Here is a 22,450-nt window from a genome sequence, read left to right on the forward strand (position 1 = left end):
GGGGCCCGCTCGCGCGGTGTCCCGGGTCAGACGTTAATCGTCGCGGTGATCCGGCGGTCGGTGATCGGGCGCCCGATCAGGAGTTCGTACGAACCCTTCACAAGCGGCCACGAGCCGGTCGGCCGTGCGCCATGGCGCGTACCCCTTCCGTCACGCGATACTGCCGCCGTTCCGGCAGCACCCCACGGCGACGGAAGGACCTGGACTCCCTTGACACCCATACGTGTTCGGATCGGCGTACTCGGACTGGCCCTGGTGGCGGGGCTCGCGGCCCCCACGACGGCGACGGCGGCCCCCGGGGCGGGCACCGCCGGTGCCCCGACCGTGGAGGAGCGGCGGCTCGACGGGGAGGTGCCGCGGGAGATCCTGCGGCGCTCCGGGTTCGCCGCGGTGGCACCGGCGTTCGCCCGGGGGCTCGGGCGGGCGGACTCCTACCGCGAGGCCCGCCGTGTCGTGGCGCACGAGGGCGCGGCGCTGTGGCGGCGGGCGGTGGACCGGGTGCAGGGGCGCGGGCCGGCCCGCGGGGACCTCAGCCGGGACGACGACCGGCCGCTGTACTGGGCGCGGCTCGGGATGACGCGGGAACTGCGCGCCTGGGAGCCGGGGTTCGGGCTGAGCGGGCGGCAGCGGGCCGCGCTGCTGACGGAGCTGGAGCGCGCCTCGCGCGGTCAGGCCGACCTGCGCCTGCCGCGCGGCGGGCACGGCGAGGGCGGGAAGGGTGTGAAGCGGGTGCTGCTCACCGGCTTCGACCCCTTCACGCTGGACCGGGACATCCGGATCTCCAACCCGTCCGGCGCCGTCGCGCTCGCCCTGGACGGCACGGTGATCGACACACCGGAGGGTCCCGCGCGGGTGGAGACGGCCGTGTTCCCGGTGCGCTGGGCGGACTTCGCCGAGGGGGCGGTGGAGCGGGCGCTGCGGCCGTATCTGCCGCGGGTGGACCTGTTCACCACGGTGAGTCAGGGCCGCGTCGGGCGGTTCGACGTGGAGCGGACCAACGGGGCCTGGCGGGGCGGCTTCCCGGACAACGACAACGTCTCCCGCACGGAGACGGTCCCGGTGGCCGACCCGGCCTCGCAGCCGCAGTGGACGACGACCACGCTGCCGTACGCGGCGATCACGGCGGCGGACACCGGCCGCTTCCCGGTGTACGACAACACGCGCGTGACGGAGGTCCCGGCGGGCGGCGACGAGCCGGTCGTACGGCCGGACGGGCCCACGCCCGGGTCGACGGCCCGGGAGGGCGGCGGCGGGAACTACCTCTCCAACGAGATCGCCTACCGGGCGACGCTGCTGCGGGACCGGCTCGGGCTGCACGGCACGCTGCCGGGCGGGCATGTGCACACGCCGGTACTGCAGTTCGGGGCCGGGAACACCGATCCGGAGACGGGGTCGGTCACCGACCCGGCGTTCGTGCGCGACCGGCTGGACATCGTGGCGCAGACGCGGGCGATCGTGGCCGTGGCGGTCAGTGCCCCGGGGCCGGGCCGGGGCTGACCTCAGGGTCGGGCGTACCGCCTTCGGCCGTGTCGCCCTCGGACGGGTCGTCGGCGCCGTCGCGGGTCTCCTCGCCCAGCAGCTCGCGGGCGAGGAGCGTGGCGCCGGCCACCGCGCCCGGCATCAGGAACACCGCGACGAACGGCACCAGGAAGGCCACGCCGAGCGGGGTGCCGAAGCCCCAGACCAGCGTCTTGCGGGAGCGCAGGAGGGCGAGGCGGTCGCGCAGTTCGACCCCGCGGCGCTGGAGGGCGACGGCGGCCAGCTCCTCGGTGAGGAAGAAGCCGGTGACGAAGAAGCCGACCACCGGGACGACCGTCTGGCCGACGACCGGGATGAAGCCGAGCGCGAAGAGCAGTACGCCCCAGACGGCGGCGCGGACCAGGATCCGCAGGCTGTCGCGGCCGGAGATCCACAGCTCGCGCCAGAGCGGCAGGCCGGACCCGGGGGCGGTGCCGTCCGGGGAGACGTCGCGGTCGACGCGCTCGGAGAGGGCCTCGTAGAACGGCTGGCCCACCAGCAGGGTGACCGCGGTGAAGGTGAGGACGGCCAGGAGCAGCGCGAGGGCGAAGAGCACGGCGGTGAGGAAGCCGCGGAAGAGTCCGAGCCAGGGGCTGGACCAGTCGTCGGCGAAGGGGGTCGCCCAGCCGACGAAGTCGTCGCCCCACAGCGCGAGCGCGATCAGTACGCCCACGTACAGGACCAGGGTGATCAGGCCCGGGACGAGTCCGAAGCCGTAGCTCCTGCCGTGCCGGGCCACCCAGCGCTGGCCCTTCAGGAGATGACCGAATCCCGCCCCAAGATCACGCATGGGCGGCACTCTACCGGTCGCCGCCGTCGCGCCTGCGCCCCGATCGGGTCGAACCCGCCCGTCCCGCCGGGGCAGTTGCGCGCGCGGCCGGCCGCGCGCGCCGCCGCGGCCGGAAACAGTCAGGCGAGCGTGACCGTGATGTCGCCGCGGGTCGCCTTGGAGTACGGGCAGACCTGGTGGGCCTTCTCCACCAGGGACCGGGCGGTGGCGGCGTCGACCGACGGGATCTCGGCGGAGATCTCGACGATGATGCCGAACCCGTCGGCGTTCTTGCCGATGCCGACCTTCGCGGTGACGGTCGAACCGGTGATGTCGGCGCCCTCCTGGCGGGCCACGACACCGAGCGCGCCCTGGAAGCAGGCGCTGTACCCGGCGGCGAAGAGCTGCTCCGGGTTGGTGCCGGCGCCGTTGCCGCCCATCTCCTTGGGCGGGTTCACGACCACGTCGAGCTTGCCGTCATCGGTGGCCACCCGTCCGTCGCGACCGTTCTCGGCGGTGGCTACGGCGGTGTAGAGGACCTCGGACTGCTGAATCGGCATGCGGTTGTCTTCCTCCTCGGTCCGCCGTGACTCGCGCCCACGATCACGACGGATTTCGGAAAGACGCTACCGCATGCCGGAATCTTCGGGAAGTCAGAGCTTGACGATCATCTTCCCGGTGTTGTCGCCGCGCAGGACGCCGAGGAACGCCTCCAGGTTGTTCTCGATGCCCTCGACGACCGTCTCGCGGTACTTCAGCTCGCCGGAGCGGACCCAGGGGCCGACCTCCTCGACGAACTTCGGCTGGAGGTCGTAGTGGTCGCCGACCAGGAAGCCCTCGATGCGGCCGCGGGTCTGGATGAGGCGGGCGAGGTTCCGCGGGCCGGGCGCGGGCTCGGTGTTGTTGTAGACCGAGATCATGCCGCAGACGGCGATGCGGCCCTTGAGGTTGAGGGAGCCGACGGCGGCCTCCAGGTGGTCGCCGCCCACGTTGTCGAAGTACACGTCGACGCCGTCCGGGGCGGCGGCGCGCAGCTGCTCGCTCACCGGGCCGTCCTTGTAGTTGAAGGCGGCGTCGAAGCCGTACTCGTCGACGAGCAGCCTGACCTTCTCGTCGGAGCCGGCCGAGCCGATGACCCGGGAGGCGCCCTTGAGCTTCGCGATCTGCCCCACCTGGCTGCCGACGGCGCCCGCGGCGCCGGAGACGAAGACGGAGTCGCCCTCCTTGAAGGCGGCGACGCGCAGCAGACCGGCGTAGGCGGTGAGGCCCGTCATGCCGAGCACGCCGAGGTACGTCGACAGCGGCGCCGCCTGCGGGTCCACCTTGACGGCGTTCTCCGCGTCCACGGCGGCGTACTCGCGCCAGCCGAGGAAGTGCAGGACGTGGTCGCCGACGGCGATGCCCTCGGCGTTGGAGGCGACGACCTCGCCGACCGCGCCGCCCTGCATGACCTCGCCCAGCTCGTAGGGGGCGGCGTAGGACTTGGCGGCGCTCATGCGGCCGCGCATGTAGGGGTCGACGGAGACGAACAGGTTGCGCACCAGCACCTGTCCGTCGCCCGGGGTGGGGGCCTCCGCCTCGACGAGCGCGAAGTCCTCGGGCTTGGGCCAGCCGACCGGGCGGGTGACCAGGTGCCATTCGCGGTTGACGGCGGGGAGGGCGGGGGAGTCGGTCATGGGGCACCTTTCCTGGCGCTTGCTCGGGATGTTGCAGGGCGAGAATGTTTCAGGCTCTGAAACAACCATGCGGCTGAACATTTCAGGTTGTCAAACAAATGGGTACCCTGGATTCCATGGCCACACCACGCGACACGACCCGCCGCCCCGACGCTCTCACCCTCGAAGTCGTCGAGCTGATCGGCGAGGTCGTGGCCCGCTTCCACGCGGACTACGAGGAGGCGGCCGCGGAGCGCGCCCTGACCGGGGCGCAGGCCAAGCTGCTCAGCCTGCTGTCACTGGAGCCGCTGCCGATGCGGAAGCTGGCCCACAAGCTGAAGTGCGAGCCGTCGAACGTCACGGGGATCGTGGACCGGCTGGAGGCGCGGGGCCTGGTCGAGCGGCGTTCCGATCCGGGCGACCGGCGGGTGAAGGTCGCGGCGGCGACGGAGGAGGGGCGCCGGGTGGCCCGGGGACTGCGGGAGTCGCTGCGGTTCGCGCGGGAGCCGCTGGCGGGGCTGTCGGAGGAGGAGCGGGTGGCCCTGCGGGACGCGCTGCGGTTGATGGTCGGGGAGGGCTCGCCGGAGGGCTGACCCTCACGGCATGTCGAACTCGTACTGCAACTCATAGAGGTGCCCGGCCTTCACCATGACCGTGACCTCGACCGGGCCGTCTCCGTCGCCGTGGACGACCCGGAGGGTGCGCAGGACCGGCGTACTGCTGGTGAGGTGGAGTGCCTGATACTGCTCCTGCGTCGGAATCCGCGCGGAGACCCGGTCCACGCTGCGGTGCCCGGGGTGGCCGAGTTGCGCCAGCAGCGCGAGCGCGCCGCCTTTGATCCGCCGCCGCTCCATGAGCGCCGTGTCCCGGGCGATGCCCAGCGGGTAGTAGCAGTCGACCAGTTCGGCAGGCTCGTCGTCGATCAGGAGAATCTGACTGCGCAGCAACGCCGTACCGTCCACGGGGAGGCCGAAGGCGGAACGCACGTCGGCGGGCGGGCGGACCTCCGCGACATCACGGAGGACGCTGCGGGCCTGGGTGCCGTGCTTGGCGGCCTCCGAGAGCCAGCGGTCCGCAGTCGGGAGCGCGGCCGGTGAGACCGTACGCTGCCGGTGCTCGCGGACGGTGACGGAGGCTCCCGCCCTGCCGACCACGAGGCTCTCCTCCTTGAGGAGGTGCAACGCCTTCTGCACCGTGGCGTTCGACGCGTCGAAGCGCTCCTTGAGCCGCGCCGTGGAGGGGAGGCTCGCGCCTGGCGCCAGTTCGCCACTCATGATGTCGTCGCGCAGGTCGGCGGCGATGCGCTCATGGAGCGAGCGACGGTCGACGCCTTCCGTTTCCACCTGGGGCACGGTCATCCGATCTCGATCTCGTAGCGCAGCCTCTGCCGCAGGGCAGGCATCACCATACGATCCACCTGGATCGGGTGGTCGTCCCGGTCGAGCGTCACCCGGGTGAGCCGCAACACCGGCTCATCGGGGGCGGCCTCCAAGGTCCGGCACTCTCCCTCGTCCGGCATCGCGGCCGTCACGTCCTCGCGCACCAGGACGCCGATGTGGCCGAGTTCGGCGAGCAATGTGACGGCGCCGCCGCGGATCTTGGCAGTGCGCGCCAGGGCGGTGTCCTGGGCGACGGCCAGTGGGTAGTACGTGTCGGTCAGCTCGTTCGGCACCTCGTCGAGGAGGATCAGGCGCCGACGTACGACGACCGGTTCTCCTTCGGCGAGGCCGAGTAGTTTCGCCACCGCGGCGGGCGCGGGCACCTCGCCGGCCTGCAGGACGCGCTGGGTTCCCCGGCGGCCCTGCGCCTTGGCCTCCGCACTCCAGGCGTCGCCGTGACCCTTCTCCTGCGGCGTCAGATACGGAAGAGACGTGCTGACCCAACTACTCGCACTCATGAGGCCCTCCTCGCGGCCGACGCTTACGCCCATCGGGGGCCAACGTTAGGCGACTTCGCCCGTGTGTTCTTCACCATCCTGCCACCTAGCCGCCTTTCGCGAATAGCGATAAGGTTGCCCCTCGTTGGACCCCAACTCCGTGAGGTGGCCCCTCGTGTCCTTGTCGCGACACCGTCGTTTCCCACGCTCGCGCGCCTCGGTGCGCGACGCCCGCGCCTTCGTTCGTCAGGTCTTGACGGGATGGGGTCACACCGATCGGCTGGACGACGTAACGCTCTGCGTCTCGGAGTTGGCCACCAACGCGCTCCTCCACGGAGCGCCGCCCGGCAGGGAGTACTGCGTGAGTCTCACGCTCGACGGCTCGGTGATCCGCCTCGCGCGGGACAGCGGCGACCGACAGCTCGATGTCGACATCCCGGAGGCCGGCCCGGAGGCGTGTTCCGGGCGCGGTTTACGCATTGTCCGGGAGGTTGCCGACGACATGGGGATCTCACCCGAAGTTGTCGGCAAGAGCGTCTGGGTGGTTCTGAAGACCGCGTCGCCGGGCGAAAGGGCCGGGGAGGCCTACTGACGCACGGATCGGCTCGCCGACGGCGACCACGCTCCACGGGCCGGTAGCAAGAACGCACCGCGCCCTCGTTTCACTCGCCGTCCGGTCGTCGGTCCTCCTTCAGCACGCCCGCGTCCCCGAGGGCGAGGCGGACCTCGTGTGCGAAGCCGACGGTGTCTTCGAGCCCGAACGCCGTGCGTTGCAGTACGAACCCGTGCAGGAGCGCCATGACCACCCGCGATCCGCGGTCGGGATCGAGCTCGGCCGGCACCGTGCCCGCCCGTCGACCGGCGCGCAGCGCGTCGGCCACCCGCCCGCGGACCCGCTCGAAGCCGGCGTTGGCGCGCTGTCGCAGCCCCTCGTTGCGCAGGAGTTCGGCCCACGACTGGACCGCGCAGCGCAGGAGCTCGTCGACGGGAACGGCGTTGCCCGCTCCGTCGACCGCCTCGTCACCGCTCACCGGGGCCGTCGCCGCCTCGACCAGATCGGCAGCGGTGACGCTCTCGGCCGCGTCGACGATGCGCCCGATCGGATCGAAGATCAGCCGGAACGCCTCCCCGGCGATCTCCAGGATCAGTTCGTCCTTGCCGGTGAAGTAGCGGTACGGGGCGCCGACCGCCACGCCCGCTTCGGCGGCGATGTCGGGCATCGAGGTCTGGTGATAACCGTCGCGGGCGAAGCAGCGCCGCGCCGCGGCGATGATCTGCGCACGGTTCGCCTCCCGGCGAGCAGGGGTGATGCGGGGCACGGGCGGACCCTCCTTCAAACGTGAACGGTCATTCGCCTTGACATGGGCGAGGCACGGTTCCAGTCTAAAAGTGAAAGGTCATTCGCGTATACAGAAGGGGTGACCCGTCATGGCCGATCACAACCTCTCCGTGGGTGTCTACCGCTACGAGCACACCGAACCCCTCTTCGACGGGCGGGTCACGATCGAGGGTGCGAGCACGACGTTGGAGACCTCGCCGCTCGTCTCCGACCTCTTCCACCGCATGGCCGGGGGCGAGCTGGACATCGCCGAGTTCGGGCTGACCTACTTCCTGCGCACCTTCGACCTGGACGACTCGCCGTTCCTGGCGCTGCCGATCTTCCCGAACCGCAACTTCCGCCACTCGGCGTGGTTCGTGAACACCGACAGCGGAATCGAGCGGCCGGAGGACCTGGCGGGCAGGACCGTCGGCGAGTTCGCGCTGTACGGCCACGACCCGGGTGTCTGGAACAAGGGTGTCCTGGCCGACGACTTCGGGGTGACACCGGACCGGATGGACTGGGTGATCGGCGGCACCGACCACCCCGTCCCGCCCTTCGGCTGGATCCCCCAGCCCGTCCCGGACGGTGTGCGCGTCCGTCACACCGAGGGCGAGCAGACCCTGGCAGCCATGCTCGAGGGCGGGGAGATCGACGCCCTGCTGTCCGTCGACGTGCCGCGGCGCCTGCTCGACGGCTCGACGAAGAAGATCCGCCGGCTCTTCCCCGACTACGAGGCCGTCGAGCGCGACTACTACCGCCGCACCGGCATCTTCCCGATGATGCATGTCGTCGCGATCCGCCGGGAACTGGTCGCGGAGCCCGGCCTGGTGGAGTCGGTCTACCGCGCGTTCAGCCAGGCCAAGGAAATCGTGCAGGACCGGTACCGGGCCAACGCCGCGAAGCAGCACATGTCCGTGATCACCCCCTGGTTCAGCGAGCTCTTCGCCGAGAACCGTGCGCTGCTGGGCGAGGACTGGTGGCCCTACGGCGTCGGCGCCAACCGCAAGGCCGTCGACACCTTCCTGCGCTACCACTACGAGCAGGGCCTGTCGAAGCGGTTGCTGACCTCCGAGGACATCTTCGTCCCCAGCCTGCTCGGCACCTGACCCCAGCGGGACGACCGCCGCCGCCCCGTGACTTCCTTCGTCACCGCCGCCCTGGACGCCGCGGCGGCCACTCGGCCTACGTGCACCACCACAGGAAGCGGTCGCAGGTTTCCGTCGGCGTCGGGTCCGGGTCCGGGGAGTCCGGCGGGGCGGGAGTCGTCGTCGGGGGCGGGTCGTCGCCGGACTCCGGGGACGACGGATCCGGGGCCGTGGGCGAACCGGTGGGGTCCGTGGGCCGGGAGCGGGAGGGCTCGGGGGTACCGGATCCGGTCGCCGTTTCCGACTCCCCGGCCTCCGGGGACTTCGACGGCGACGCCGACACCGTTGTCGACGCGGACGCGCCGGTCGACGGTGTGCCCGGGGTCCGGGGCGTTCCCGGGGTGCCGTCGAGCGGGACCGCCGACGCCTCCCCCACCTCCTGGGCCGCCTCCCCGTCCGCCGTCTCGCCGCCCGCCGCCGCCGGCTTCCGCGGGGGGTGCGGGGCGTCCATGCCGAGTTCGGCGAGGCTCAGTCCGCCGGCCGCCAGGACGAAGCCCGCGGTGACGAGCAGGGTCCGGCGGCGGCGCCTGCGGTGTGCGGCGGCCTTGCGGTCACGGCGGCCGGAGCGGGCGCCGGGCGAGCTCTCGCGAGGGTCGTCGCCGGGGTCGTCGTCCGGGGCCCCGTCGACCGCGCCGCCCGCTCCCCCGGAGGTCATCGACGGCTGTTCCTCACGCGCCGTCAGCGGGGCGTGGGGCGAGCGGAGTTCTTCGACGGGCGTGCCGCACCCCGGGCAGGCGAGGGCGCCGTTGAGGTGCCGTCGGCACGGGAGGCAGTAGTCCATGACGCGGGAAGGCTAAGTTCCGGGACGGGCGCGTTCCTAGAGGTCACTGTGAATGTTGTGTGGGGAAGCACGCGACCTCACTTTCTCCCCCGACCTGAAACTGCCGAAACCGTTATGTGTCCGACCCATTGACACTCCGCGCACCCCGTCCTTACTGTCACGCCAGCATTTCGAACGAGTGACGAAATATCGAACACAGCGAAGGGCAGCCGCCGTGCGCATCACCGGAATCAGCACACACGTGGTCGGGACGCCGTGGCGCAACCTGACCTACGTCCAGGTGCACACCGACGAGGGCATCACCGGAGTCGGCGAGACCCGGATGCTGGGGCACACCGACGCCCTCGTCGGCTATCTGAAGGAGGCCGAGGCCAACCACATTCTCGGTTCCGACCCGTTCGCTGTCGAGGACCTGTTCCGCCGCATGAAGTACGGCGACTACGGCCGCGCCGGCGAGATCGTGATGTCCGGCATCGCCGTCGTCGAGATGGCGTGCTGGGACATCAAGGGCAAGGCCCTCGGTGTCCCCGTCTGGCAGCTGCTGGGCGGGAAGGTCACCGACAGGGTGAAGGCGTACGCCAACGGGTGGTACACGACCGAGCGGACGCCGGAGGCGTACCACAAGGCCGCGCAGGGGGTCATGGAGCGCGGTTACCGGGCGCTGAAGATCGACCCGTTCGGCACCGGGCACTTCGAGCTGGACCAGCGGCAGACGAACTACGCGGTGTCGCTGATCGAGGCCGTGCGGGACGCCATCGGTCCCGACGCCGAGCTGATGCTGGAGATGCACGGCCGGTTCTCGCCCTCCACCGCGGTCCGGCTCGCGCGCGAACTGGCGCCGTTCAAGCCGGCCTGGCTGGAGGAGCCGGTCCCGCCGGAGAACCTCAAGGCACTGCGCAAGGTCGCCGAGAAGGTCGACATCCCGGTCGCCACCGGTGAGCGCATCCACGACCGGATCGAGTTCCGCGAGCTGTTCGAGGACCAGTCGGTGGACGTCATCCAGCCCGACGTCGGCCACATCGGCGGCATCTGGGAGACGCGGAAGCTGGCCGCGACCGCCGAGACCCACTACACGCTGGTCGCCCCGCACAACGTCGGCGGGCCCGTGCTCACCGCCGCCAGCCTCCAGGTCGGCTTCACCTCCCCGAACTTCAAGATCCTGGAGCACTTCAACGACTTCGCGGACGCGGAGATCAAGAAGGTCGTGAAGGGTGCCCCGCAGGTGGACCCGGAGGACGGCTGCTTCCACCTCTCCGACGCGCCCGGTCTCGGCGTCGAGCTGGACACCGACGCGGCGGCCGAGTTCCCGCAGCAGCAGGCCCGGTTCGACCTGTGGGCCGAGGGCTGGGAGAAGCGCGCCCCCAAGGGGACCGGCGCATGAGCGGCGCGGTCGTCGTCGAGGCGCCGGGCGAACACCGGCTCGTGCCGCACGAGCCGCGCGAACCCGGCCCCGGCGAGGCGCTGGTGCGGGTGCACGCCGCCGGGATCTGCGGCAGCGACCGCGAGGTCTACCAGGGCAACCGGCCTAAGGGGTACGTGCGTTACCCGCTCACCCCCGGGCACGAGTGGTCCGGGACCGTGGAGCGGGTCGGCGCCGGGGTGCCGGACTCGCTCGCCGGCCGGAAGGTCGTGGGCGAGGGGTTCCGCAACTGCCAGGTGTGCGACCGCTGCCACGCGGGCGAGACGACGCTGTGCACGGCCGGGTACGAGGAGACCGGGTTCACCCAGCCGGGGGCCATGGCCCCGACGCTGACGCTGCCCGCCCGGCTGCTGCACGTCCTGCCCGACGGCGCCGACCTCACCGCGGCCGCCCTGCTGGAGCCCGCGGCGTGCGTCGCCGCCGCCGCGCTGAAGGCGAACGCCCGGCCCGGCGAGCGGGTCGCCGTCGTCGGCACGGGCACGCTCGGCATGTTCGCCGTGCAGTTCCTGCGCGCCGCCTCCCCGGCCGAGTTGCTGGTCGTCGGGACGCGGGGGGACCGGGAGGCGCTGTCGCGGCGGTTCGGCGCGAGTGACTTCCGCACCAAGGACCGGCCGCTCCCGGACGACTTCGACGTCGTGATCGAGACCGCCGGGTCCGCGGACGCCGCCCGCACGGCCGCCGCGCTGCTGCGCCGGGGCGGACGCCTGGTGCTGACCGGCATCCCGGCACCGGGCGCCGACGGCCTCGACCCGACCGACCTGGTCGTACGGCAGCTGGAGGTGCACACCGTCTTCGGTGCGCCGCCGGACGCCTGGGCGCACACGGTGCGGGTCTTCGCGGCCGGACTGCTCGACCCCCGGCCGCTGGTGACGCACGAACTGCCGCTCGCGCGGTTCTCGGAGGCCATCGAGCTGGTGGGCTCCGGCGACCCGGCGGTCGGCAAGGTGCTGCTGCACCCGGACGCCCTCCCCTGATCCGTACGCCGGTACGGGGGCGACCTGACGGCCTCCGTACCGGCGTACACCCACCGGACGGGACGTCTCGCCGTCCGGAGCCGCTCGCAGCCCGAGCCGCTCCTGCCCAACGCCGCGAACTTCGTCCGAAATACCGAACACTAAGGACAGCTTGTGACCGACGCTTCCGCCACGGCCGCCGCACGCAGGCCCGGTGAGCAGGCGCTCACCGCTCTCGGCCTGGCCGCGCCCGCCCCCGATCCCGCCGACGCCTCGCCGCACTCCTTCCCGGGTGGTGGCCGCTGGCGCACCGAGATCCCCTCCTGCGAGGGGCCCGAGGCGCTGGGGGTGGTGCTCAAGGAGTCCTCGCGGCTGGACGTGCCGATCCACCGGATCAGCCAGGGCAGCGGCGTGTGGATGCTGACCGACGCCGAGATCACCGAGATGGTCGAGGCGACCGCCGAACGCGACATCGAGCTCTGCCTGTTCACCGGCCCCCGCGGCACCTGGGACATCGGCGGCTCCACCCGGACCGACTCGGGCGGCGCGGGCCTGCGGGCGCGCGGCCACGACGCGGTCGCCGGGTGCGTCGAGGACGCCGTGCGCGCCGTCGAGTTGGGCGTGAAGTGCCTGCTCGTCGCCGACGAGGGCGTGCTGTGGACGCTGCACCGGGCCCGCAGCGCCGGCCTCGTCCCGGCCGACACCACGCTGAAGCTCTCGGCACTGGTGGGACCGGTCAACCCGGCCTCGTACGCGGTGTACGAGCGGCTCGGCGCCGACTCCATCAACGTCCCCAGCGACCTGACGCCGGATCACCTGACCGAAATACGTCGGGTTTCGGCCGCGCCGATGGACATGTACATCGAGGCTCCCGACGACCTCGGCGGCTACGTGCGCATGTACGAGGTCGCCGAGCTGATCCGGCGCGGTGCCCCGCTGTACCTGAAGTTCGGCCTCTCCAAGGCGCCCGGGATCTATCCGTACGGCCACCATCTGCGGGAACTGACGCTGGCCACCGCGAAGGAGCGGGTGCGGCGCGGACGGCTCGCCCTCGATCTGCTCGCCCGGCACGGGGCGGACGGTGACATGGCGCCGCTCGGCACCCGGCTGCCGAGGTCGCTCAACCGGTTCGAGATCTCGTCATAACGTTCCGGAAACTCCCTTCTCAAAAGACGACACGACCGCGCACAATCCCACACACCTGCGTCGCCGACACAGCCCTCACCTCAAGGATGATGACCATGCGCAACCGCAGAGCCGCACTCGCCGCGACAGCCACCGCCGCCTCGCTCGCCCTCGCCCTGACCGCCTGCGGCCAGAACAGCGAGGGCGGCAGCGACGAGGACAAGGGAGGCAGCGACGGCGCCACCGTCGGCATCGCGATGCCGACCAAGTCCTCCGAGCGCTGGATCACCGACGGCGCCAACGTCGAGAAGGAGCTGAAGGCCAAGGGCTTCGAGACCAAGCTCGTCTACGGCGAGGACGACCCGGACCAGCAGGTCTCGCAGATCGAGAACATGATCACGCAGGGCGTGGACGCGCTGATCGTGGCCGCGATCGACAACAAGTCCCTGGGCAACGTCATGCAGCAGGCCAAGGACGCCGACATCCCGGTCATCTCCTACGACCGGCTGATCCTCGGCACGGAGAACGTCGACTACTACGCCTCGTTCGACAACGAGAAGGTCGGCGAGCTGCAGGGCGGTTACATCGTCGACAAGCTCGGCCTGAAGGCGGGCAAGAAGGGCCCCTTCAACATCGAGCTGTTCGCCGGCTCCAACGACGACAACAACACCCGGTACTTCTTCAACGGCGCGATGAAGGTCCTGAAGCCGTACATGGACCAGGGCCAGCTGGTCGTGCGGTCCAAGCAGACCGACCTCAACCAGGTCACCACCCTGCGCTGGGACGGCGGCACCGCGCAGAAGCGCATGGACGACCTGCTCACCTCCAGCTACCGCAGCGCCCGGGTCGACGCGGTGCTCTCCCCGTACGACGGCATCTCCATCGGCATCCTGTCCGCCCTGAAGTCGGACGGCTACGGCTCCGGCAGCAAGGCCATGCCCGTCGTCACCGGCCAGGACGCCGAGATCGCCTCGGTGAAGTCGATCAAGGCGGGCCAGCAGACCCAGACCGTCTTCAAGGACCTGCGCGAGCTGGCCAAGGTCGCCTCGAACATGGTCGACGCGGTGCTGAACGACAAGAAGCCCGAGGTCAACGACACCAAGTCGTATGACAACGGCGCCAAGGTCGTGCCCGCCTACCTGCTGCAGCCGGTGAGCGTCGACAAGAGCAACTGGGAGAAGGTCCTCGTCGACGGCGGCTACTACTCCGCGGACGACCTCAAGTAACCGGGCTCCCTCAGAGATTGGAAGGCACGACCATGGCGGGACCCGTCCTGGAAATGCGCTCGATCGTCAAGACCTTTCCCGGTGTCAAAGCACTGTCGGACGTCACGCTGACCGTTCGCCAGGGCGAGGTCCACGCCATCTGCGGGGAGAACGGCGCCGGCAAGTCGACCCTGATGAAGGTGCTCTCCGGAGTCCATCCGCACGGCAGCTACGAGGGTGACGTCCTCTTCGAGGGCGAGACCTGCCGGTTCAAGGACATCCGGGCGAGCGAACAGCACGGCATCGTGATCATCCACCAGGAGCTGGCGCTGGTGCCGTACCTGTCCATCGCGGAGAACATCTTCCTCGGCAACGAGCAGGCGACGCGCGGCGTCATCAGCTGGAACGAGACCCTGCGCAAGGCCACCGAGCTGATGCGCCGGGTCGGGCTCCACGAGCACCCGCACACCCGAGTCGCGGACATCGGCGTCGGCAAGCAGCAACTCGTGGAGATCGCGAAGGCGCTGTCGAAGAAGGTGAAGCTACTCGTTCTCGACGAGCCGACGGCCGCGCTGAACGACGAGGACAGCGGCGAACTCCTGACACTACTCGCGGAGTTGCAGTCGCAGGGGATGACCTCGATCATCATCTCCCACAAGCTCAACGAGATCCGCAGGGTCGCCGACTCCGTGACCATCCTCCGGGACGGCCGCACCATCGAGACCCTCGACGTGAAGGCCGCGGAGACCACCGAGGACCGGATCATCAGCGGCATGATCGGCCGCGACCTCGACCACCGGTTCCCCGAGCGCACCCCGCACCGGTCGGAGACCAGCGCGGCACCGGCGCTCGAGATCCGCGACTGGACCGTCCACCATCCGATCGACCAGCAGCGCAGGGTCGTCGACGGAGTGTCGATCAACGTACGGCGCGGCGAGATCGTCGGCATCGCCGGGCTGATGGGGGCCGGCCGCACCGAACTCGCCATGAGTGTCTTCGGCCGCACCTACGGTCGATACGCCGGCGGCACGGTTCTCAAGGACGGCCGTGAGATACGAACGAAGACGGTGCCGGAAGCGGTCGCGCACGGTATCGCGTACGTCACCGAGGACCGCAAGCACTACGGGCTCAACCTGGACGACACCATCGGCCGCAACATCTCGCTGAGCGGACTGGGCAACGTGGCCCGGCGCGGGATCGTCGACGAGCACGAGGAACGCAAGGTCGCCGAGCGGTTCCGCAAGTCCATGAACATCAAGACACCCAATGTGGCGGAACGGGTGAGCAAGCTGTCCGGCGGCAACCAGCAGAAGGTTGTCCTCAGCAAGTGGATATTCGTGGAACCGGACGTGCTGTTCCTGGACGAGCCGACCCGCGGTATCGACGTGGGTGCCAAGTTCGAGATCTACACGGTCATCGACAAGCTGGCCGCCGAAGGCAAGGCGGTCCTCTTCATCTCCTCCGAGCTCCCCGAACTGCTCGGCATGTGCGATCGCATCTACACCATGGCCGCGGGGCGGCTGACGGGCGAGTTCTCCCGGGCCGAGGCCACACAAGACGTGCTGATGCGCCAGATGACGAAGGACAAAGAGGTAACGCGATGAGCACCGATGTGACCGCCAAGAACCCGGCGCCCGCGCCACCGGGCGGCAGCAGAACGGGCGAGGCCGACGGCCTCCTCAGGCTGCTGTTGGACGGCATGCGGCAGAACATGCGGCAGTACGGCATGCTGATCGCGCTCGGCGTGATCGTCGCGCTGTTCGCCGTATGGTCCGGGGGCGACCTGCTGCTGCCTCGCAACGTCTCCAACCTGGTTCTCCAGAACAGTTACATCCTGATTCTCGCGATCGGCATGATGATCGTCATCATCGCCGGGCACATCGACCTGTCGGTCGGTTCGGTCACCGCCTTCACCGGCGGTGTGGCGGCCGTGCTGATGGTGCAGCACGACATACCGTGGCCACTGGCTGTGGTGCTCTGCCTGGCCATAGGCGCGGCCGCGGGCGCGGCGCAAGGCTTCCTGATCGCCTACGCGGGCATGCCGTCGTTCATCGTCACACTCGCCGGCATGCTGGTCTTCCGCGGCCTGACCGAGGTGTTCCTCAAGGGGCAGACGCTCGGCCCCTTTCCGGAGAGCCTGCAGAAGATCTCCAACGGGTTCCTGCCCGAGGTCGGTCCGAACACCAACTACCACAACCTCACGGTGCTGCTCGGGATCGTGCTGATCGGCTTCGTGGTCTGGCAGGAGGTCCGCGACCGCAAGCGCCAGCAGCAGTACTCGCTGGAGGTCCTGCCGGCCAAGCTGTTCGCGGTCAAACTGACCGCCCTGACCGCCGTCGTAGTGATCTTCACGCTGCTCCTCGCCAGCTACAAGGGTGCTCCGGTGGTACTCCTCATCCTGGCCGCGCTCCTGGTCGGCTTCGGCTACCTGATGCGCAACGCGATCATCGGCCGCCACATCTACGCCATCGGCGGCAACCTGCCCGCGGCCAAGCTGTCGGGTGTGAAGGACAAGAAGGTCACCTTCCTGGTCTTCCTGAACATGGGCATGCTCGCGGCCCTGGCGGGTCTGGTCTTCGCCGCCCGCTTCAACGCGGCCTCGCCCAAGGCGGGCCTCAACTTCGAACTGGAGGCCATCGCCGCCTCGTTCATCGGCGGCGCGTCGATGAGCGGCGGCGTCGGCACGGTCCTCGGCGCGATCATCGGTGGTCTGGTCCTGGGCGTGCTGAACAACGGCATGAACCTCGTCGGCATCGGCACCGACTGGCAGCAGGTCATCAAGGGACTGGTGCTGCTGGCGGCGGTCGGGTTCGACGTGTGGAACAAGCGCAAGGTCGGTTCGTAACGCACCTCGGGCCCCGCCACCCACGGCGGGGCCCGCTCCTTTCACGGACGTACAGGAGCCGGGCACATGGAACTGAGCAGACGAACGGTCATCGCGTCGGCGGCCGCGGCCGGCGTGGCCGCCACCGCGGTCGGCGGCACCGCACACGCCACGGGAGGCAGGAAGCCGGTGAAGGAGCTCTTCGGCAAGCTGGCCGACGGGACGAAGGTGTACCGCTGGTCGCTGGAGAACGGCGGCACGCGGATGAAGGTGCTGTCGTACGGCGGCGTCGTGCAGTCCCTGGAGATCCCCGACCGCCGGGGCCGCCACGAGAACGTCTCCCTGGGCTTCGACAACCTCGACGACTACGTCGCCCGCAGCCCGCACTTCGGCGCCCTGATCGGCCGGTACGGCAACCGCATCGCCAAGGGCCGCTTCACCCTGGACGGCAAGGAGTACCAGCTCTCCGTCAACGACGGCGAGAACTCCCTGCACGGCGGCGCCCTGGGCTTCGACTACCGGGTGTGGGACGTCGAGCCGTTCACCGCGGGCTCCGACGTCGGACTGGTCCTGCACTACACCAGCGTCGACGGCGAGATGGGCTACCCGGGCACGCTCAGGGCGAAGGTGACGTACACCCTCACCCGGCGCGGCGACTGGCGCATCGACTACGAGGCCACCACCGACAAGGCCACCGTCGTCAACCTCACCAGCCACGTCTACTGGAACCTGGCCGGCGAGGGCAGCGGCACGATCGAGGACCACGAGCTGTCGATCGCCGCCTCCCGCTACACACCCACCGACGCGGGTCTCATCCCCACGGGCGAGCTGGCGAAGGTGTCCGGCACGCCCTTCGACTTCCGCCGGGGCAAGCCGGTCGGCCGGGACATCCGGGACGCCCACCCGCAGCTGGTCACCGCCAAGGGCTTCGACCACAACTGGGTCCTCGACAAGGGCATCACCGACCGGCCCGAGCACATCGCGACCCTGCGCGACCGGGCGTCGGGCCGCACCCTGCGCATCGCCACCGACCAGCCGGGCCTGCAGTTCTACTCGGGCAACTTCCTCGACGGCACCCTGACCGGCACCGGCGGCTCCCTCTACCGCCAGGGCGACGCCCTGTGCCTGGAGACGCAGCACTTCCCCGACTCGCCGAACCAGCCGTCCTTCCCGTCGACCGTGCTGCGGCCGGGGCAGACGTACCGGACGTCGACGGTGCACTCCTTCGACGCCTGAGACCCGGGCCGGGGAAGGCACACTTCCTTCACACGCGTTGAACAGCGCCCCGCCCGGCTCCGTATGCAAGGGCGGCCCGTGCTCCCGCACGGGCCGCCCACCTACGGAGGTCCACTTGTCCGGCAACGTCACCTCGCTGTTCCGCAGCACCGCGGCACACAGTCCGTCGATGGCGGCGCTGACGCGGGAGAGCGGCGAGGCGGCGGGCGCCGGTCCGGTGGACTTCTGCGTCCCCTGCAACCCGTACTTCCCCACCCCGGCGATGTTCGAGGAGATGGCCGGCCGGCTGCGCGACATCATCACGTACTACCCGAGCAGCGCCGACACCATCACCGCCGAACTGTGCGGTCTGCTCCAGCTCCCGCCGCAGTGCGTGGCGATGGGCAACGGCTCCACCGAGCTGATCACCTGGATCGACCACCTGCTGGTCCGGGAGTCCCTCGCCGTCCCCGTCCCCACCTTCGGCCGCTGGACCGACCAGCCCGTGGAGACCGGCAAACGGGTCGACATGTTCCCGCTCCAGGAGGCCGGCGGCTTCGCCCTCGACCTCGCCCGGTACGCCGAGTTCGTCCGGGCCAGGGGAACCCGGGCCGTGGTGGTCTGCAACCCCAACAACCCCGACGGCGGCTATCTGCACAAGCAGGCGCTCGTGCGGTTCATGGACACGATGGCCGACCGGGACCTGGTCGTGATCGACGAGTCCTTCCTGGAGTTCGCCGACGCCGAGGCGGACCCCAGCGTCGTCCAGGAGGCGATGCTGCGCCCCAACGTCGTCGTCCTGCGCAGCCTCGGCAAGAACTTCGGGCTGCACGGCATCCGCTTCGGCTACCTCGTCGCCAACCCGGCGCTGGCGGGCCGGGTGCGTTCCATGCTGCCCAAGTGGAATCTCAACTCCCTCGCGGAACACGTGGTGTTCATGCTGCGCGACCACGGTCCCGAGTACGCGCGGAGCCTGCAACAGGTGCGCCGCGACCGCCTGGAGATGACCGGTCGGCTCGCGTCGCTGCCCGGCCTGACCGTCTACCCGTCCCAGGGCAACTTCCTCTTCGTCCGCCTTCCCGTGGGCGCGGAGGGCACCTCGGTGCGGGACCGCATGCTCACCGAGCACCGCGTTCTGGTCCGGGAGTGCGGCAACAAGATCGGTTCGTCCAGCCGCTTCCTGCGTCTCGTGGTGCGCCCCGAGGCGGACGTACGCCGCCTGGTGTCCGGCCTGGAACAGGTGCTCTACGGGGCCGGGCGGGGAGCCGCCGCGCCCGGGCCCGCCGCAGGGACCGGCTACAGCTCGGGCACGGCGGCGGTGGACCGCCTGATGTACGAGACCAACGGCTCCGGCATGCGTGCGATCACCGCACCGACCGCCGGTGCCGATGCCCCGGGGCTCGCCGCCGCTGCGGCCGTCCCCGGCACCGGCATCGGCACCGGCATGCCGCTCCCCGCCGCGGTGCCCGTCGCTCCGGCGGCGGCGGCCGTCGGCCCGGCGCCGGTCCCCCACCCGGCGCCGTACAGCGGGCCGGTGCCGGTCCCCCAGCCGGCACCGGTCCCGCCGCCCGTGCCCTCCCCGCTTGCGGAACCTGCTCCGGTGGCGATGCCTGCTCCGGCCGCCGCGTATCCGCCGCCCGCCGCGTACCTGCCTCCCGCGGGCCCCACCCCGCCCGGTGTCCCGGCCCGCGGCGGCCTCACGGCCGCCCAGGTCAGGGGGACGAACGGCCTGGAGTCGGTCCCGGCCGCGGGCTGGCCGAACGCGGCCGGGATGGACCGGGCGGGCTGAACCCCGTCGTACTCCCCTACCCGACCGAGGCCGTCGACGGCGTCGGGCAGGGGGACGGGGAGGTGGTCTCAGTCGCCGCGGGGCCGGGGGTCGTGGTCTCCGGGCCGTCGGAGCAGTCGTCCGTGGCGGTCGGCGAGGGGCTCGGGTCGGTCGGGTCCGGCGACGGTGACGCCGTCCCGGTCGGGCTCTCGGTGGGAGTCTCGCCGGGCGGCTGGGACGGGCCCTGGCTCGTCGGAGGGGCCGTCGGGGAGGAGGGCTCCGGGTCCGGTGTCGGCGAGGTCGGCGGGACGGAGGGCGACGGTCCCGGGGTGCCCGGCGTGGTGCTCGGGTCCGGGCCGACGACGATGCCACCGCCCTCGTCGCCGCCACCGTCGCCGCCCCGGCCGCTGCCGCCGTCCACGGGCTCGGTCGCCGGGGTGTCGCCGCCCGCGCCCGGGCTCTTCGGAACGACGCCCTTGCCGTCGGGGACGGTGTGGACTCCCCGGCTGTAGAACTCCAGCCAGTGCCTGACCAGTCGCAGGTAGCTGCCGGAGTTGTTGTAGCTGAGGATCGCGCGGTCCAGGTCCGCCGCCCGGGCCAGGTTGCGGTCGCCCGCGCACAGGTAGTGCCCGGCCGCCAGCGCCGCGTCGAAGATGTTGTTGGGGTCGGCACGGCCGTCGCCGTTGCCGTCCGCACCCCAGTGGGCCCAGGTGGACGGCAGGAACTGCATCGGGCCCACCGCCCTGTCGTAGACCGTGTCGCCGTCGTGGGCGCCGCCGTCCGTGTCCCGGATCAGGGCGAAGCCCCGGCCGTCGAGGGGCGGCCCGGTGATGCGGCGCAGGGTCGTGCCGTTGCCGTCGACCGCGCCGCCGCGCGCCTGGCCGGACTCGACCTTGCCGATCGCCGCGAGGAGTTCCCAGGGCAGCCGGCAGCCGGGGTCCGTCCGGGCGACGGCGGTCTCGGCGGCGCGGTAGGCGCGCAGCACGGTGGCCGGGATGCCCGACTGGGCGCGGTAGTCGCGCCGGAGCACGGGGGCGGCGGATGCGACGTCCGGGGTTCTCAGGGGCGGTAGCTCGGTGTGGTAGGAGCCGTCACCCGGCGGGTCCAGTTCGGCGTACGGGCTGTCCGCCGCCGGTACGAACGCGTCGTCGTCGGCGGCGGCTGTGGCGAGGGCGTCCTGCGCGTTCCCGGTGAGGCCGGGCGCCTGGGACGCGGTGAGCGCCGCCATGGCCGCGACGGCGAGGGCGGTCGTGCGCAGTCCCCTGCGGGCACGGCGTACGGACATGGTCGTCACTCCTGTCGGATCCGTCGGAGATGCGGGGCGGGGCGGAGGGGCGGGGCGGGGGCGCCGGGGGTTCCGAGGGTGCCGGGGGGTGCTCAGCGGCCGAAGGTGTCGATGCCGGAGACGAACCAGCGTCCGTCGCGGTGCACGACGTCGACGGCCACCATGGCCGCCGCGTACACGCCCTCGTCCCGCGCGGCGCCGTCGGCCGCCTTGTCGCCCTTGCCGGTCGTCGCTCCGGCACCGGCGGTGGCGACGCTGCTCTGGTCCGCGTAGACGAGGACCCGGGCCCGGTCGCCGTCGATGCGTTCGACCGCGCTCTCGGTGACCGTCGTGGTGATCACCGCCTTCTGCGCGTCGGCCCGCTTGCGGACGTCGGCGAGCAGCTCGCGGTGCTGGGCGACGGCCTTCCCCGTCAGCAGTTCCTTCGCGGCCTTGTCGAGGGCGCCGGGGTCGGCGTGGTCGTAGGAGAAGAGCCGGTCGACGGCCTTGGCCGCCTGTCCCTTGACCTCGCTGGTGCGGGCCAGGTCGGTCAGGGCGGTGTTGCTGCGTGCCGGGGTGTCCCGGAGTCCCTCGGCCTTCGCGTGCGCCCAGCCCGCGAAGGTGCCGAGGAGCACGGTCAGCGCGCAGAGCAGCACGAGGCCCAGGGTGCGGCGGCGGGGCCGGACCCGGGTGGGCTTCGTCTCCGCGCCGGTCGGGGGTGCGTCGGAGGCGACGGCCTCCGCGGGGCCCGCTGCCTCCGCGGGCTCCAGGACGGCTGTGGCGCCGCGCGTACCTGCCCGGACCGCCGTACGCTCGGCGTGCTCCGGACTCCCGGTGGTACCGGTGGTACCGGTGGTACCGGTGGTACCGGTGGTACCGGTGGCGCCAGTCGTAGCGGCGGTGCCGGTGGTACCGGCGGTCCCGGCGGGTCGCGTCTCGCGGGCCTGGCGGCGGCGCTGGCGGTTGATGTGGTGTCGGGTCGTCGACATGGTGCGGTGTCCTCCTCGCTGCGGCCGGCTTCTGCGGTACGGGACCGGGTCAGCCGTCCGATGTGCCGCCCACGGGTGCCTGGCCGAGGGCGCTCAGCTTCCACCGGCCGTCGGTCCGGGTGAGTTCGCCGAGCATGCGGCTGTCCTTGTCGCTCGTCGCCCCGTCGGCCGCCTTGACGGTGACGCGCAGGGCGACCAGCACCCGGGCGCGGCCGGCGCGGTCGTCGAGTTCGGTGACGGCGCCCGACAGCACCCGGGCGGTGCTGACCGTCTTCGCCTCCTTCACCTGCTCGGCGAACTCCGTGCGGCCGGAGGAGAGTTGCTCGTGCAGGTCGCCGGTCGTCGAGGACTCCCAGAGGTCGAGGTCCTGTTTGAGGTCGCGGTGGTCGAGCGTGTTCAGGTTCTGCACGGCCTGCTCCCCGGCGACCAGTGCGGCGTCGCGCTGCGCGGCGTACTCGGCCTGCCCGTCGTGGGCCGCCCGGTACCAGTCCTGGCCCGCCCACGCGGCGAAGCCGCCGGCGACGAGGGTGAGGGCGAGGGCCAGGGCCGGCAGCGGCCGGAGGCGGCCTGCGGTGAGGCGGCGGGCCACGCGTTCCATGGGGTGCTCCAGTCTCCCGCGCAC

22 protein-coding genes are annotated in these 22,450 nt (G+C 71.3%); 12 read left to right on the plus strand and 10 right to left on the minus strand.

The window, feature by feature from the left end:
* The first annotated feature begins 210 nt into the window (after positions 1–210).
* On the plus strand, positions 211–1,497 hold the full coding sequence (locus BJ961_RS28780; RefSeq protein WP_271415702.1) for a C15 family peptidase: 1,287 nt from the start codon (positions 211–213) through the stop codon (positions 1,495–1,497).
* Here the strand turns inward: BJ961_RS28780 and BJ961_RS28785 are convergent.
* The 3 genes from BJ961_RS28785 to BJ961_RS28795 all read right to left on the minus strand — a co-directional run bounded on the left by BJ961_RS28785 (position 1,469) and on the right by BJ961_RS28795 (position 3,963).
* The gene (locus tag BJ961_RS28785) at positions 1,469–2,308 is read right to left on the minus strand and encodes an EI24 domain-containing protein (protein ID WP_271415703.1); all 840 of its coding nucleotides are present in this window, start codon (positions 2,306–2,308) and stop codon (positions 1,469–1,471) included. The genes BJ961_RS28780 and BJ961_RS28785 overlap by 29 nt on opposite strands.
* Before the next feature lie 119 nt (positions 2,309–2,427).
* A complete protein-coding gene (locus BJ961_RS28790) occupies positions 2,428–2,847 on the minus strand; it encodes an organic hydroperoxide resistance protein (protein ID WP_271415704.1) in 420 nt (139 codons plus the stop codon).
* A 93-nt stretch (positions 2,848–2,940) separates the two neighbouring features.
* Complete coding sequence (locus tag BJ961_RS28795; RefSeq protein ID WP_271415705.1) at positions 2,941–3,963, minus strand: NADP-dependent oxidoreductase; 1,023 nt, start codon at positions 3,961–3,963, stop codon at positions 2,941–2,943.
* A 116-nt stretch (positions 3,964–4,079) separates the two neighbouring features.
* Here BJ961_RS28795 and BJ961_RS28800 point away from each other — a divergent pair, with 116 nt between their 5' ends.
* Complete coding sequence (locus BJ961_RS28800; RefSeq protein ID WP_271415706.1) at positions 4,080–4,535, plus strand: MarR family winged helix-turn-helix transcriptional regulator; 456 nt, start codon at positions 4,080–4,082, stop codon at positions 4,533–4,535.
* A gap of 3 nt (positions 4,536–4,538) precedes the next feature.
* Here the strand turns inward: BJ961_RS28800 and BJ961_RS28805 are convergent, their stop codons facing one another.
* Entirely contained in the window at positions 4,539–5,300 is a 762-nt protein-coding gene (locus BJ961_RS28805) for a GntR family transcriptional regulator (RefSeq protein WP_271415707.1), read from the minus strand.
* Positions 5,297–5,839 carry a GntR family transcriptional regulator gene (locus tag BJ961_RS28810; RefSeq protein WP_271415708.1) on the minus strand — a complete coding sequence of 181 codons (543 nt, stop codon included), beginning with the start codon at positions 5,837–5,839 and terminating at the stop codon, positions 5,297–5,299. The genes BJ961_RS28805 and BJ961_RS28810 overlap by 4 nt, the downstream gene beginning before the upstream one ends.
* Before the next feature lie 154 nt (positions 5,840–5,993).
* Here BJ961_RS28810 and BJ961_RS28815 point away from each other — a divergent pair, with 154 nt between their 5' ends.
* The gene (locus BJ961_RS28815) at positions 5,994–6,410 is read left to right on the plus strand and encodes an ATP-binding protein (protein ID WP_271415709.1); all 417 of its coding nucleotides are present in this window, start codon (positions 5,994–5,996) and stop codon (positions 6,408–6,410) included.
* A 70-nt stretch (positions 6,411–6,480) separates the two neighbouring features.
* Here BJ961_RS28815 and BJ961_RS28820 read toward each other — a convergent pair whose 3' ends face one another.
* Positions 6,481–7,137 carry a TetR/AcrR family transcriptional regulator gene (locus BJ961_RS28820; protein ID WP_271415710.1) on the minus strand — a complete coding sequence of 219 codons (657 nt, stop codon included), beginning with the start codon at positions 7,135–7,137 and terminating at the stop codon, positions 6,481–6,483.
* Between the two features lie 109 nt (positions 7,138–7,246).
* On the opposite strand from BJ961_RS28820, the gene BJ961_RS28825 reads away from it, so the two are divergent.
* The gene (locus BJ961_RS28825; RefSeq protein WP_271415711.1) at positions 7,247–8,245 is read left to right on the plus strand and encodes a substrate-binding domain-containing protein; all 999 of its coding nucleotides are present in this window, start codon (positions 7,247–7,249) and stop codon (positions 8,243–8,245) included.
* A 76-nt stretch (positions 8,246–8,321) separates the two neighbouring features.
* Here the strand turns inward: BJ961_RS28825 and BJ961_RS28830 are convergent, their stop codons facing one another.
* Positions 8,322–9,065, minus strand: a complete 744-nt coding sequence (locus BJ961_RS28830) for an SCO2400 family protein (protein ID WP_271415712.1) — start codon at positions 9,063–9,065, stop codon at positions 8,322–8,324.
* Positions 9,066–9,279: 214 nt separating this feature from the next.
* On the opposite strand from BJ961_RS28830, the gene BJ961_RS28835 reads away from it, so the two are divergent.
* The 8 genes from BJ961_RS28835 to BJ961_RS28870 all read left to right on the plus strand — a co-directional run bounded on the left by BJ961_RS28835 (position 9,280) and on the right by BJ961_RS28870 (position 19,596).
* Entirely contained in the window at positions 9,280–10,446 is a 1,167-nt protein-coding gene (locus BJ961_RS28835) for a mandelate racemase/muconate lactonizing enzyme family protein (protein ID WP_271415713.1), read from the plus strand.
* Entirely contained in the window at positions 10,443–11,459 is a 1,017-nt protein-coding gene (locus tag BJ961_RS28840; RefSeq protein WP_271415714.1) for a zinc-dependent alcohol dehydrogenase, read from the plus strand. The genes BJ961_RS28835 and BJ961_RS28840 overlap by 4 nt, the downstream gene beginning before the upstream one ends.
* 153 nt (positions 11,460–11,612) lie before the next feature.
* Positions 11,613–12,584 carry a hypothetical protein gene (locus BJ961_RS28845; RefSeq protein ID WP_271415715.1) on the plus strand — a complete coding sequence of 324 codons (972 nt, stop codon included), beginning with the start codon at positions 11,613–11,615 and terminating at the stop codon, positions 12,582–12,584.
* 95 nt (positions 12,585–12,679) lie between these two features.
* The gene (gene chvE / locus BJ961_RS28850; RefSeq protein WP_271415716.1) at positions 12,680–13,789 is read left to right on the plus strand and encodes a multiple monosaccharide ABC transporter substrate-binding protein; all 1,110 of its coding nucleotides are present in this window, start codon (positions 12,680–12,682) and stop codon (positions 13,787–13,789) included.
* A gap of 32 nt (positions 13,790–13,821) precedes the next feature.
* A complete protein-coding gene (gene mmsA, locus BJ961_RS28855; RefSeq protein ID WP_271415717.1) occupies positions 13,822–15,372 on the plus strand; it encodes a multiple monosaccharide ABC transporter ATP-binding protein in 1,551 nt (516 codons plus the stop codon).
* On the plus strand, positions 15,369–16,613 hold the full coding sequence (mmsB, locus tag BJ961_RS28860; RefSeq protein WP_271415718.1) for a multiple monosaccharide ABC transporter permease: 1,245 nt from the start codon (positions 15,369–15,371) through the stop codon (positions 16,611–16,613). Before mmsA ends, mmsB begins: the two co-directional genes overlap by 4 nt.
* A gap of 66 nt (positions 16,614–16,679) precedes the next feature.
* A complete protein-coding gene (locus BJ961_RS28865) occupies positions 16,680–17,828 on the plus strand; it encodes an aldose epimerase family protein (RefSeq protein ID WP_271415719.1) in 1,149 nt (382 codons plus the stop codon).
* Between the two features lie 115 nt (positions 17,829–17,943).
* Positions 17,944–19,596, plus strand: coding sequence for a pyridoxal phosphate-dependent aminotransferase (locus tag BJ961_RS28870; RefSeq protein ID WP_271415720.1), 1,653 nt, complete (start codon positions 17,944–17,946; stop codon positions 19,594–19,596).
* A gap of 16 nt (positions 19,597–19,612) precedes the next feature.
* On the opposite strand, the gene BJ961_RS28875 is transcribed toward BJ961_RS28870, so the two are convergent.
* The 3 genes from BJ961_RS28875 to BJ961_RS28885 form a co-directional block, all read right to left on the minus strand.
* Entirely contained in the window at positions 19,613–20,860 is a 1,248-nt protein-coding gene (locus tag BJ961_RS28875; RefSeq protein WP_271415721.1) for a lytic transglycosylase domain-containing protein, read from the minus strand.
* Positions 20,861–20,952: 92 nt separating this feature from the next.
* Positions 20,953–21,828, minus strand: coding sequence for a hypothetical protein (locus BJ961_RS28880; RefSeq protein ID WP_271415722.1), 876 nt, complete (start codon positions 21,826–21,828; stop codon positions 20,953–20,955).
* Between the two features lie 49 nt (positions 21,829–21,877).
* Entirely contained in the window at positions 21,878–22,426 is a 549-nt protein-coding gene (locus BJ961_RS28885; protein WP_271415723.1) for a nuclear transport factor 2 family protein, read from the minus strand.
* Positions 22,427–22,450 lie beyond the last annotated feature (24 nt).

The organism is Streptomyces lienomycini (assembly GCF_027947595.1).
GTDB classification, from domain to species: domain Bacteria; phylum Actinomycetota; class Actinomycetes; order Streptomycetales; family Streptomycetaceae; genus Streptomyces; species Streptomyces lienomycini.

Excerpts from the sequence above, each read along its gene's own strand:
- BJ961_RS28785 (WP_271415703.1), bottom strand. The coding sequence starts at position 2,308 with ATGCGTGATCTTGGGGCGGGATTCGGTCATCTCCTGAAGGGCCAGCGC.
- BJ961_RS28790 (WP_271415704.1), bottom strand. The coding sequence starts at position 2,847 with ATGCCGATTCAGCAGTCCGAGGTCCTCTACACCGCCGTAGCCACCGCC.
- BJ961_RS28795 (WP_271415705.1), bottom strand. The coding sequence starts at position 3,963 with ATGACCGACTCCCCCGCCCTCCCCGCCGTCAACCGCGAATGGCACCTG.
- BJ961_RS28800 (WP_271415706.1), top strand. The coding sequence starts at position 4,080 with ATGGCCACACCACGCGACACGACCCGCCGCCCCGACGCTCTCACCCTC.
- BJ961_RS28805 (WP_271415707.1), bottom strand. The coding sequence starts at position 5,300 with ATGACCGTGCCCCAGGTGGAAACGGAAGGCGTCGACCGTCGCTCGCTC.
- BJ961_RS28810 (WP_271415708.1), bottom strand. The coding sequence starts at position 5,839 with ATGAGTGCGAGTAGTTGGGTCAGCACGTCTCTTCCGTATCTGACGCCG.
- BJ961_RS28825 (WP_271415711.1), top strand. The coding sequence starts at position 7,247 with ATGGCCGATCACAACCTCTCCGTGGGTGTCTACCGCTACGAGCACACC.
- BJ961_RS28830 (WP_271415712.1), bottom strand. The coding sequence starts at position 9,065 with ATGGACTACTGCCTCCCGTGCCGACGGCACCTCAACGGCGCCCTCGCC.
- BJ961_RS28840 (WP_271415714.1), top strand. The coding sequence starts at position 10,443 with ATGAGCGGCGCGGTCGTCGTCGAGGCGCCGGGCGAACACCGGCTCGTG.
- chvE (WP_271415716.1), top strand. The coding sequence starts at position 12,680 with ATGCGCAACCGCAGAGCCGCACTCGCCGCGACAGCCACCGCCGCCTCG.
- mmsA (WP_271415717.1), top strand. The coding sequence starts at position 13,822 with ATGGCGGGACCCGTCCTGGAAATGCGCTCGATCGTCAAGACCTTTCCC.
- mmsB (WP_271415718.1), top strand. The coding sequence starts at position 15,369 with ATGAGCACCGATGTGACCGCCAAGAACCCGGCGCCCGCGCCACCGGGC.
- BJ961_RS28865 (WP_271415719.1), top strand. The coding sequence starts at position 16,680 with ATGGAACTGAGCAGACGAACGGTCATCGCGTCGGCGGCCGCGGCCGGC.
- BJ961_RS28875 (WP_271415721.1), bottom strand. The coding sequence starts at position 20,860 with ATGTCCGTACGCCGTGCCCGCAGGGGACTGCGCACGACCGCCCTCGCC.
- BJ961_RS28880 (WP_271415722.1), bottom strand. The coding sequence starts at position 21,828 with ATGTCGACGACCCGACACCACATCAACCGCCAGCGCCGCCGCCAGGCC.
- BJ961_RS28885 (WP_271415723.1), bottom strand. The coding sequence starts at position 22,426 with ATGGAACGCGTGGCCCGCCGCCTCACCGCAGGCCGCCTCCGGCCGCTG.